General features: G+C 54.1%; 9 protein-coding genes. 7 read left to right on the top strand and 2 right to left on the bottom strand.

The window, feature by feature from the left end:
* Positions 1 to 17: 17 nt before the first annotated feature.
* Positions 18 to 509 (bottom strand): hypothetical protein, encoded by a 492-nt coding sequence (locus CG67_RS11540; protein WP_025903101.1) that lies wholly within the window; start codon positions 507 to 509, stop codon positions 18 to 20.
* A gap of 403 nt (positions 510 to 912) precedes the next feature.
* On the opposite strand from CG67_RS11540, the gene sapC reads away from it, so the two are divergent.
* The 5 genes from sapC (at position 913) to CG67_RS11515 (ending at position 5,761) form a co-directional block, all read left to right on the top strand.
* Positions 913 to 1,803 (top strand): putrescine export ABC transporter permease SapC, encoded by an 891-nt coding sequence (gene sapC, locus CG67_RS11535; RefSeq protein WP_025903100.1) that lies wholly within the window; start codon positions 913 to 915, stop codon positions 1,801 to 1,803.
* Positions 1,803 to 2,795 (top strand): putrescine export ABC transporter ATP-binding protein SapD, encoded by a 993-nt coding sequence (gene sapD, locus CG67_RS11530; RefSeq protein ID WP_025903099.1) that lies wholly within the window; start codon positions 1,803 to 1,805, stop codon positions 2,793 to 2,795. Before sapC ends, sapD begins: the two co-directional genes overlap by 1 nt.
* A 4-nt stretch (positions 2,796 to 2,799) precedes the next feature.
* Positions 2,800 to 3,606, top strand: coding sequence for a putrescine export ABC transporter ATP-binding protein SapF (gene sapF / locus CG67_RS11525; protein WP_025903098.1), 807 nt, complete (start codon positions 2,800 to 2,802; stop codon positions 3,604 to 3,606).
* 142 nt (positions 3,607 to 3,748) lie between these two features.
* Positions 3,749 to 4,537: an enoyl-ACP reductase FabI gene (fabI, locus tag CG67_RS11520; RefSeq protein WP_025903097.1), complete on the top strand. Its 789-nt coding sequence runs from the start codon at positions 3,749 to 3,751 to the stop codon at positions 4,535 to 4,537.
* A 219-nt stretch (positions 4,538 to 4,756) separates the two neighbouring features.
* The gene (locus CG67_RS11515; protein WP_025903096.1) at positions 4,757 to 5,761 is read left to right on the top strand and encodes a hypothetical protein; all 1,005 of its coding nucleotides are present in this window, start codon (positions 4,757 to 4,759) and stop codon (positions 5,759 to 5,761) included.
* Here CG67_RS11515 and CG67_RS11510 read toward each other — a convergent pair.
* The gene (locus CG67_RS11510) at positions 5,743 to 6,660 is read right to left on the bottom strand and encodes a LysR family transcriptional regulator (RefSeq protein WP_025903095.1); all 918 of its coding nucleotides are present in this window, start codon (positions 6,658 to 6,660) and stop codon (positions 5,743 to 5,745) included. The genes CG67_RS11515 and CG67_RS11510 overlap by 19 nt on opposite strands.
* A gap of 240 nt (positions 6,661 to 6,900) precedes the next feature.
* Here CG67_RS11510 and CG67_RS11505 point away from each other — a divergent pair, with 240 nt between their 5' ends.
* Both CG67_RS11505 and CG67_RS11500 read left to right on the top strand, forming a co-directional pair.
* Positions 6,901 to 9,210 carry an FdhF/YdeP family oxidoreductase gene (locus CG67_RS11505; RefSeq protein WP_025903094.1) on the top strand — a complete coding sequence of 770 codons (2,310 nt, stop codon included), beginning with the start codon at positions 6,901 to 6,903 and terminating at the stop codon, positions 9,208 to 9,210.
* Positions 9,211 to 9,337: 127 nt separating this feature from the next.
* Positions 9,338 to 11,272, top strand: coding sequence for an exoribonuclease II (locus CG67_RS11500; RefSeq protein ID WP_025903093.1), 1,935 nt, complete (start codon positions 9,338 to 9,340; stop codon positions 11,270 to 11,272).
* The last annotated feature ends 284 nt before the right edge of the window (positions 11,273 to 11,556 follow it).

The following is an 11,556-nucleotide window of genomic DNA, read 5'->3' as shown; positions in this document are numbered from 1 at the left end:
CGACAGCGGTCACCGGGTTATGAAGGGTGACTGAGACAACGATTGGTATCCGCACTGACATTATTGAAGGTACCGACGACCTGTGCCGGATTTGCCGTTACCCAGGCATCGGACGTGACTGATTTACCCTCTTCAGGTGCCTGAGTAATCTGGCTGAAAACATAATTACGTTGTGACGATGTCTCTGACACCTGCAGGGTAAAATTCACCACAAACGGCACCGGTGCTCCCATGCGGTTTACCGTGTAGGTCGTCTGACCGCTGAAGCCATTACCGACCGGAGACAGGCGTTGTGCCGCGCGAGTGGATAATACACACTGTCTGAGTTTATCCGCACTGACGCCCTCGCCGGCCGGATGGGGAAAAGACTTGATGTATCCATACTGACTGCTATTGTCTGAATAAACTCCCTGGATGGCCGTCACTGCCGTTGTCGCAGGATGCTCAGACAGGGTACAGCCGGAAAGAAGACTGCCGATAATCAATACCAAACCTGTTTTCTTATTCATGGTGTTGCCTCCCTGACAAATGTAGTTTGCAATCTTAATGGGAAACGAAATGCAGTAAAAGTATAAAACTGCGGTCTGTTACAATTGCACGGATTTTAAAGACACCGTTAACATCGCCCTCACGAAAGCCTTTCGTTCCGCTGGCGACGGCGTTTTGTGCACGGGCAGTCCTTGCATAACATTGTGGATCCAACGGATAATCCGGGGCCGCCTCTTCTCTGTGTGGATCAGGTTGCCGGTCTTCCCCCGGTGAGGATAAAGTCAGAGGCTGTCTGCCTCCACAGCAGCGAAGTCGCTGACGGTATTGAATCAAAATATAAAGTTATTAAGCTATAAGCCAGCGTAAGATACTGATAATTTAAAGCGATATTAAATATGTTAAGAAGAAGCAAAGCAGGTATTTATGCCCATCGATAATGTCTATCAGGAAAAACGACTGCCTGGCGCATTCCGGCAATCCTGGGGGAAGTTTTACCATGACACTTCAGCCATGGTCGGGCTGTATGGCTTTGCCGCATTGATCTTTCTTTGTCTGTTTGGCGGCCTGCTGGCTCCCTATGGAGTCGATCAGCAATTTATGGGGTATCAGTTACTGCCGCCCTCCTGGTCCCGCTATGGCGACGTCTCTTTCTTTCTCGGGACGGATGATCTGGGCCGCGATGTTCTGAGCCGCTTACTGAGCGGTGTGGCACCGACCGTAGGCAGCGCCCTGCTGGTGACTCTGTTTTCCGGTGTCTGCGCACTGCTGCCGGGCATACTGGCAGGACTGACCCACGGGCTGCGTTCAGCCTTACTGAACCATATTCTCGATACCTTATTGTCAATTCCGTCAATGCTGCTGGCCATCATTGTGGTCGCGTTTGTCGGCCCCGGACTGTTTCATGCTCTGGTTGCGGTCTGGCTGGCATTGATCCCAAGGCTTATCCGCGCCATTTATATCGCCATCCACGAGCAAATGGATAAAGAGTATGTCATTGCGGCCAGGCTGGATGGTGCCAGCCCGTTTATTCTGTTGCGTGATACCATTTTTCCGAATGTATTGCCCTCCGTGGTCAGTGAACTGACCCGCGCACTGTCGATGGCTATCCTGGATATTGCTGCGCTGGGATTTTTAGGCCTCGGGGCACAGCTACCGTCTCCGGAATGGGGAGCCATGCTGGGTGATTCACTGGAGCTGATTTATGTGGCTCCCTGGACCGTGATGCTGCCAGGGCTGATGCTGATGCTCGCAGTGCTGATTATCAATTTATTCGGGGATGGCGTGCGCCGTGCCATTGAGGCTGGGGTAAAATAATGCCATTACTGGATATCCGTAACCTGACCATTGAATTTTTTTCGTCCGAAGGTCCTGTCAAAGCCGTCGATCGGGTTAACCTGACCCTGACGGAAGGCGAAATCCGCGGCCTGGTCGGCGAGTCCGGCTCCGGTAAAAGTCTGATAGCCAAAGCTATCTGCGGCGTCACGTCGGATAACTGGCGGGTCACAGCCGACCGGATGCGGTTTAATGACATCGACCTGTTGCGTCTTTCTCCCCGTGAGCGCAGAAAAATCATCGGTCACCATATCTCGATGATTTTCCAGGAGCCCCAGTCCTGCCTGGATCCGTCCGAAAGTATTGGTCGTCAGTTGATGCAGGCCATCCCCCGCTGGACCTTTAAAGGACGCTGGTACCGGCGTTTCTGGTTCTGGCGTAAAAAACGTGCCATCGAATTACTGCACCGGGTAGGCATTAAAGATCACAAAGATATCATGCGCAGTTTTCCCTATGAGCTGACAGAAGGCGAATGTCAGAAAGCCATGATAGCGATCGCCCTGGCCACCAAGCCACGACTGCTGATTGCCGATGAACCCACCAATGCCATGGAGCCTACAACCCAGGCACAGATCTTCAGGCTGCTCAGCCGCCTGAACCAGAACAACAATACGACCATTTTGCTGATAAGCCATGACCTGCGTACTCTGGGCCAGTGGGCGAACAGAATTAATGTGATGTACTGCGGGCAAACCGTCGAGACGGCCGTCAGTGAAGAACTGATCGCTACCCCGCATCATCCCTACACCCAGGCGCTGATCCGCTCAATGCCCGACTTCGGGCGTTCACTGCCCCATAAGAGCCGACTGAATACCCTGTCAGGGGCCATCCCCTCGCTGGAGCATTTACCGCTGGGCTGCCGTCTTGGCCCCCGCTGCCCCTACGCCCAGCGGAAATGTATAGAAGCCCCGGCGCTGACCGGGACGAAAAGCCATAAGTACGCCTGTCACTTTCCATTAAATAAAGAGCTGTAGTTCCATGGAAACCTTACTCGAAGTCCGCGATTTGTCGAAAACCTATCGCTATAAAACCGGCCTTTTTCGCCCTCAGCAGGTGGATGCGGTAAAAAATGTCAGTTTTACCCTGCGTGAAAGGCAGACCCTCGCCATTATCGGCGAAAATGGCTCCGGTAAATCGACTCTGGCCAAAATGCTCAGCGGGATGATTGAACCCAGTGCCGGGGAGATCATTATCAATAATCATCCCCTCACCTTCGGGGACTATGGCTACCGCAGCCAGGTCATTCGTATGATTTTCCAGGACCCGGGGACGTCGCTTAACCCCAGACAACGCGTCAGCCAGATCCTGGATTTGCCGTTGCGACTGAATACTTCTCTGACGCCGGAAGAGCGGGAATCGCGCATCATTGAAACACTGCGCAAAGTCGGTCTGCTGCGTGATCATGCCGGTTATTACCCGCATATGCTGGCCCCGGGTCAGAAGCAACGCCTGGCGCTGGCCAGGGCGCTGATCCTGCAACCGCGGGTGATTGTCGCCGATGAAGCACTGGCGTCACTGGATATGACCATGCGTTCACAACTGGTCAACCTGATGCTGGAGTTGCAGGACAGGGACGGGTTGTCGTTTATTTATGTCACCCAGCATATCGGCATGATGAAGCATATCAGTGACTTAGTGATGGTGATGCATCAGGGAGAAGTGGTTGAACGGGGAGGAACGGCAGATGTTCTGGCGTCACCCTTGCACGACCTGACCAAACGGCTGATCCAGAGCCACTTCGGAGAGGCGCTGACGGCCGAAGCCTGGCGAAGGAATGACCGCTGACCCACAGAATTACGTCCTGTTTCACCGTAACTTTACCTGATAACCCATTGTCGTGTTAGAATCCCCGGATTGAACATAGCGGACAGGTTGTTAATTGAACAATCGCCGCCGCCAACAATAACTATTTTTAAGGATTACAGCTATGGGTTTTCTTTCCGGTAAGCGCATTCTGATCACTGGCGTAGCCAGTAAACTGTCTATTGCATGGGGTATTGCCCAGGCAATGCATAAACAGGGTGCGGAACTGGCATTCACTTACCAAAACGAAAAATTAAAAGCGCGTGTTGAAGAATTTGCCAAAGATCTGGGTTCTGACATCGTATTACCTTGCGATGTTGCCGAAGACGAAAGCATCAAAAGCCTGTTCACCGAACTGGAAAAAGTCTGGCCGAAATTCGACGGTTTTGTACACTCCATCGGTTTTGCCCCGGGCGACCAGTTAGACGGCGATTACGTGAATGCTGTCACCCGCGAAGGTTTCAAAATCGCTCATGACATCAGTGCCTACAGCTTTGTCGCGATGGCTAAAGAGTGCCGTGCCATGCTGAACCCGAACTCAGCACTGTTAACCCTGTCCTACCTGGGTGCAGAGCGTGCTATCCCTAACTACAACGTGATGGGTCTGGCAAAAGCGTCTCTGGAAGCCAACGTACGTTATATGGCTAATGCGATGGGCCCTGAAAGCGTGCGTGTTAACGCCGTATCTGCCGGTCCTATCCGTACACTGGCGGCATCCGGGATCAAAGATTTCCGTAAAATGCTGTCACACTGTGAAGCCGTCACCCCTATCCGTCGTACCGTCACCATCGAAGATGTGGGTAACTCTGCAGCCTTCCTGTGCTCTGACCTGGCCGGCGGGATCACAGGTGAAGTCGTTCACGTTGACGGTGGTTTCAGCATCGCCGCAATGAATGAACTGGAACTGAAATAAGTTCTGTCAGCAGGCGGTGTCAGCCGCCTGCTTTTCCGCGTTGCTTTCTCCTGCGCCAGGCTCTTCCACGGCTCCACTGACATAGCGCTCCTGCATATACCTGCCCGTTATTAGTTAGTCTGTAACATTCCTTCTCCCTGAACATCCTGTCAGCCACTATAAGCACATTGATTTTACGCAGGCCCTTACCGGGTCAGGCATGATATCAGAGGATTGTGTATGGAATACCGACAACATCATGACCGCCGCATAGCCACAGGTGACAACGAACCCGCCATCCCCCCGTCATCCCCCTCCGTCTGCCAACACTTTCCTGCTGCCAGGCAACGCCGTGACCTCTTTGCCTGTCTGTCGCAGCATACCGTACCGGATGGCAAGCTGCTCCGGCACCTTCAACCGTTATCCCGGCACTCTGCGGCAATTTACAGCAGGCTATTCCCGGAAACCCCATGTCCGGAGGAAAAGTGCAGTCTCACCCTTTATGAACGCCTGACCATCGCGCTGACCGTCGCTCAGCTCACAGAAACCGGTTTCCTGAGCGACTTTTATGCGGCGTGGCTCAGCCCCTTACCAGGCCCCGCAGGTAGCCGTGAAAATAATATCCGGCTAACCGAAATCACCGAATATACCCGCTTACTGACCTGTTCCTCTGCAGAAACTCCGTCCCCCGGGCTGGCCGGCCTGCTGCAATCAGGAGTTACCCCCCCGGATATTCTTATCCTGCATCAGTTATGCGGTTTCGTAGGCTGGCAGGCCCAATGGATTAGCGGAGTGATGACGCTGGCAGCTGACGGGGGGGAAACACGCTACCGTACTTCCCCCGTACCGCCCTATCCTGATCTGCTGTGCTCGTGCAGTACAACCACATACTTACCGCGACTGGATACATCCCGGCTGAGCACCGTCCGACGAAGCCTGTTGCGTGATATCAGGGCATTGGGCGAACCGTTCCTGAAAGCGGAGATTATCGGCCATGCCCCACGGGCGGCCCGTGCCTGGCTGATACTGAGAGCGTTATCCGCCCCACCAGCCACAGCCGGTCACCCCCCCGCGGAAAATACTGCGGAGGATCAGGAGTTGCGCAGACGCACCTCCCCGCTTTCCTGCCGGGAACTGGAGAGGCTGAAACGCCAGGGCTGGAAAACTGAAGACCTCCTGCCGTTACTCGGTGTCATCGCCACCAATATCTGGGATTACCGGCTGACTCAGCTGGCGGTGGCGTGAGTTATCACTGGCAGAGAATCGCGGGCGGCATCGAAAAAATGCTGGACCAGCGGCGTGGCTTTGCCCGGGCTTGCGATAACCATCGCTCCCTGGCGGTTCATCGGCGGCATATCGACCGGGCTTTCAGCCAGCCCGTTCAGCATCGCCGGCAAAATATGACCTTTCGGGGCCAGCATCACTCCCATACCGCGATGTGCACTTTCCAGCAGTTGCGATACAGAAGCACTTTCAATAATGGCCCGGAACGGCAGCTCTGCCTGGCGGAAGCAATTATCCAGGTATCGCCGGAAGTAGCGGGTTTGTTCAGCCAGGCACAGCGGTAATGCCGCGACGGTAGCCAGCGGCAATCGTTCCGTCGTCTCCGGTTGCGGAAAGGTCTTACGGCAATAGAGCGCCACGACGCCCTCGTCGGCAAAGAAGGCGGCCTGAAACTGTAATTGGCGCAGCGTTATCAGTTCGAAAAAACCGAAAGCCACATCGACGGTATGACCATTAATCGCTTCCAGTAACTGGTCCGCACTCATCACATCAATACGATAATTAATTTCCGGATAGCGTGCCGACACTGCCTGTAAGACCCCGGTCAGGGAAATACTGCACTGCGGCACCACACCCACCCGCAGTGTGCCCTGGATCCCATGTTTCATGGCATCCACTTCCAGTTTTAGCCCCTGATACACAGAGACCATTTCTCTGGCCCAGGAAAGTACCCGCTCGCCCTCCGGGGTGAACCCTGAAAATGTATTCGTCCGGTTAATCAGAGAAACGCCCAGTTCATGCTCCAGGTTCTTCAGCCGCATGGAAAGCGTCGGCTGACTGACAAAACTGGCTTCGGCGGCCCGGCCAAAATGTTTTTCCTGTTCCAGGTTACACAAATAGACCAGTTGTTTTAAATCCATGTGGTGTTATTCCCGTACTGAAAGGTAAGTAATCTGCTTTACGGACCGGCTCCGGATGCAGCCAGGTGCGTATCTGTTAAGGGTGGCTCCATTTCAGCAAGGTTGCAATATTCTCACGATAAACAGGCTCTATCGCTCGTTAATTGGAATCAATTAGACACCAGTAAAACATAAAAGCACAATTCTGTTCATATAATGAGTACAATTTTTCAACATCATCCAACGGAAGCGGCATCCACTATGAAATTTAAACGTCAGATTAAACCGTATCGTGCGGCAGCCGGTGGCTGGGGTTCGCTGGAAGCAACTACCCGTTTCGTCTTCGACAGTAAAGCGGCGCTTAAGAATATGCGTAACCTGATGCGTATGAATAAAGCCCGTGGGTTTGACTGTCCGGGATGTGCCTGGGGCGATGATAATAAAAGTACGTTCAGTTTCTGCGAGAACGGTGCCAAAGCGGTTACCTGGGAAGCCACCCGCCGCACCGTTGACCCTGACTTTTTTGCGCAGCATAGTGTCAGTCGCCTGTATGCCGAAAGCGACTATTTTCTGGAGTATCAGGGAAGGTTAACCCACCCACTCTCTTATAACCCGGACACCGACCATTATGAGCCTGTCAGCTGGGAGGACGCCTTTACCCTGATTGCTCAGCATATTCACGCCATGGATAACCCGGATCAGATTGAGCTTTATACATCAGGCCGCGCCAGTAATGAAGCGTCGTGGCTCTATCAGTTGTTTGGCCGCATGCTGGGTACCAATAATTTCCCGGACTGCTCAAACATGTGCCACGAAGCCAGTGGTACCGGCCTGAAACGCAGTATCGGTGTCGGTAAAGGGACTATCCGGCTGGATGATTTTGAGAGTGCGGATGCGATTTTTGTCTTCGGACAGAACCCCGGCACCAACCATCCGCGTATGCTGCACAGTTTACGTCACGCGGCGGAACACGGAGCCAGCATCGTCACCTTCAACACCCTGCGTGAACGTGGCCTGGAACGGTTTGCCGACCCGCAGAACCCTCTGGAAGTCGTTACCCCTATGGCCGGTAAGATCAGCTCCTCTTATTATCAGCCTCGTCTCGGGGGTGATATGGCTGCGGTGCGCGGGATGGTGAAGGCGTTGCTGGAAGAACATCGCCGCCAGTTAGCGCTGGATGGCGAAGGGATTTTTGATACTCAATTTATCCGTGAACATACCCACGGGGTGGATGCCTACCTGGCGGCAGTGGATGCGACCGGCTGGGAAGCGATCACCGCGGGTTCAGGGCTTTCCGAAGAGGAATTACGTCAGGCAGCGGCTATCTATCAGCACTCTGAACGGGTGATTTGTACCTGGGCGATGGGCATAACTCAGCATAAACATTCTGTCGATACCGTGCGTGAGATTGCTAACCTGCAACTGCTGTTTGGCCAGCTGGGGAAAAAAGGCGCCGGTCTGTGCCCGGTACGCGGACACAGTAATGTGCAGGGTAACCGGACCATGGGTATCGATGAAAAGCCCGGCGCGCCTTTCCTTGACGCACTGGGGACGCATTTCGGTTTCGAGCCACCACGCAGGGCCGGTCATAATACCGTGGAAGCCATCGAGGCCATGCTGCGTGATGAAATCCGGGTGCTGATCACTCTTGGCGGGAACCTGGCGGCGGCGGCCCCGGACTCCCCGCGTACCGAAGAAGCGTTACAACGCTGCGGACTCACGGTGCATATCAGTACCAAACTGAACCGCACGCATCTGGTTCCGGGCTATGAGAACAGCCTGATATTACCGACACTGGGCCGCACCGAGCGGGATATGCAACGCACCGGGTCTCAGTTTATTACGGTTGAAGATTCTTTCAGTATGGTTCATGCCTCTGAAGGCATCGGTATTCCGCTGTCGGAACATCAGCGCTCCGAGACAGCCATCGTTGCCGGTATTGCCAATGCGGTACTCGGCCGGGAGAAAGCCAACTGGCAAGGGATGGCTGACGATTACTCGGTGATCCGTGACCATATCGCCGCCACCCTGCCGGGGTTTGACGATTTTAATCAGAAATGCGAGCAGCCTGGTGGCTTTTATCTGGGCAACGCGGCGGCCCGGCATGTCTTTGCAACCCCGTCCGGCAAAGCAGAGTTCAGTGCCGCACCTCTGCCCGATACGCTGTTTCCGCAACTCGGTAATACAACTGTGCCCTTTGTGTTACAGACACTCCGTTCACATGACCAGTACAACACCACTATCTATGGTCTGGATGATCGCTACCGGGGGGTTTACGGTCAACGCAGGGTGGTATTTATCCACCCGGAAGATATGGCTGAACAAGGAATGCGCGAAGGCGATAAGGTTGATATCGAAACGCTGTGGAATGACGGGATCACCCGCCAGGTCGAGGGGTTTGTACTGGTGCCCTATAATATACCGCGCGGTAACCTGGCCGCCTATTATCCGGAGACGAATCCGCTGGTGCCGTTATCCAGCTTCGGGGATGACAGTGGCACACCGACGTCCAAGTCGATACCGGTAAAACTCTCCCTCACCCGACAGCAACCGTCATTGCGGATCGCCTGAAGGCAATTAACGCAAAAAAGCCGGAGATGACTCCGGCTTTTTTTATCTTTCTCGGTTTGGCTATTGCCCGGCAGCGATGATTCGCGTAAAACTGTCAGCCGCTGTTAGGCCACGAAACTATAAAATTATGTTCCAGGATAACCCGCTGCTGTCGCAGCTGAAAGAAACACTTCATGCACAAACTCCCCGCGCGGAGGGTGTGGTAAAAGGTACCGATAAAGGCTTTGGCTTTCTGGAAGTCGATGCCCAGAAGAGCTACTTTATTCCGCCTCCGCAGATGAAAAAAGTGATGCATGGCGACCGTGTGGTTGCTGTCATCCAGACCAATAACGGTAAAGAAAGTGCCGAACCGGAAACCCTGGTAGAGCCGTTTCTGACCCGCTTTGTGGGTCGCGTCCAGAAAAAAGATGACCGGTTATCCATTATTCCCGATCATCCGCTGCTGAAAGATGCCATTTCCTGTCGGCCAGCCCGTCACCTGGAACATGAATTTCAGGCCGGAGACTGGGCTGTCGCTGAAATGCGCCGTCATCCGTTAAAAGGTGACCGCAGCTTTTACGCCGAACTGACCGGGTTCATTACCTTCGCTGAAGATCATCTGGCCCCGTGGTGGGTGACACTGTCACGCCACAATCTGGAGCGTGAAGCCCCGGACGTTGGTTTCGGTGAAATGCTCGACGAGCAGTTAACCCGTGAAGACCTGACGGCGCTGGAATTTGTCACTATCGATAGTGCCAGCACGGAAGATATGGACGATGCCCTGTACACCGAAGAGTTGCCTGACGGTAAACTTCGCCTGACGGTGGCCATTGCAGACCCGACGGCGTATGTTCCCGAGGGGAGTGAGCTGGATAAACTGGCCGCACAGCGTGCCTTTACCAACTATCTGCCGGGCTTTAACATCCCGATGCTGCCTCGTGAGCTGTCTGATGATGTCTGCTCGCTGCGTCCGGGCGTACGTCGTCCGGTGCTGGCCTGTCATATCGTTATCGATAAAGACGGCACGCCGGAAGCGGAAACCCGTTTCTTTGCCGCATGGATTGAATCAAAAGCCAAACTGGCTTATGACAATGTCTCTGACTGGCTGGAAAATACCGGTGACTGGCAGCCTGCCAGCGAAGCCATTGCTCAGCAGATCACCCTGCTGCAACGTTTTTGTCTGGCCCGTAATGAATGGCGTCGTAAGAATGCGCTGGTTTTCAAAGATCGTCCGGATTATCGCTTTATTCTCGGTGAGAAAGGCGAAGTGCTGAAAATCGTTGCAGAACCCCGCCGTATTGCTAACCGCATGATTGAAGAAGCCATGATCACCGCCAATATCTGTGCGGCTAAGGTTCTGGGTGAGGCTCTCGGCTTTGGAATTTATAACGTCCATGCCGGTTTCGATGAAGCTAACGCAGAGCAAGTCACAGGCGTTCTTGCAGGTCATGGTATTACGGTGGACCCGAAAGAAATAGCGACGCTGGAAGGCTTTAAGACTATGCGCCGCGAACTGGACAGTATGCCCACCCAGTATCTGGACAGCCGCATTCGCCGCTTCCAGTCATTCGCTGAGATCAGCACCAAGCCGGGTCCTCATTTCGGTCTGGGACTGGAAGCCTACGCGACCTGGACCTCTCCTATCCGTAAATATGGTGACATGATCAACCATCGTTTACTGAAGGCGATTATCCTGGGCCAGCAGGCTGAACTGCCGGCAGAAGAGCTGACCACCATTATGGGTGAGCGTCGCCGTCTGAACCGTATGGCAGAACGGGATGTCGGGGACTGGTTATATGCCCGTTATCTGGCCCCTTATGCCGGTACCGATCAAAAGTTCCCTGCAGAAATCATTGATATCTCGCGCGGCGGAATGCGTGTCAGGCTGACGGATATCGGTGCCGTGGCCTTTATCCCTGCACCGTTTATCCACAGTGTGCGTGATGAACTGGTGTGCAGCCAGGACAGTGGTACCGTGCAGATCAAAGGTGAAGAACGCTATCGTGTGACAGACCTGATTGACGTGACGATTGCTGAAGTCCGTATGGAAAACCGCAACGTAGTTGCCCGCCCGGTCGTCTGATGACCGTGACATACTCCCCCCGGGGAGTATGTTCTTTCCCCTGTTCTTTCCTGCCACAGCATTTACCTGGCCAGTCGTCTTTACACTCAACCGTGTTGCTGCGCCTGCGGCAGGCACCTTTCCGTGAAGTCGCCACTGCGGGCGGCGAGTAACGGACGAGGTAACGCGACTTCTCCGAAAACAGACCGTGATAAAGGTTTGCAAAAAGATTCAGAATATTCACGCTATCCCTGCCCGGGGTTCACCCTGTACTCTCTGAGGCAACGGCTGCCCGGCGGCCGTCA

This window comes from Tatumella sp. UCD-D_suzukii (assembly GCF_000611875.2).
Classification (GTDB): Bacteria; Pseudomonadota; Gammaproteobacteria; order Enterobacterales; family Enterobacteriaceae; genus Tatumella; species Tatumella ptyseos.
This window is presented reverse-complemented; position numbering and strand designations above follow the sequence as displayed.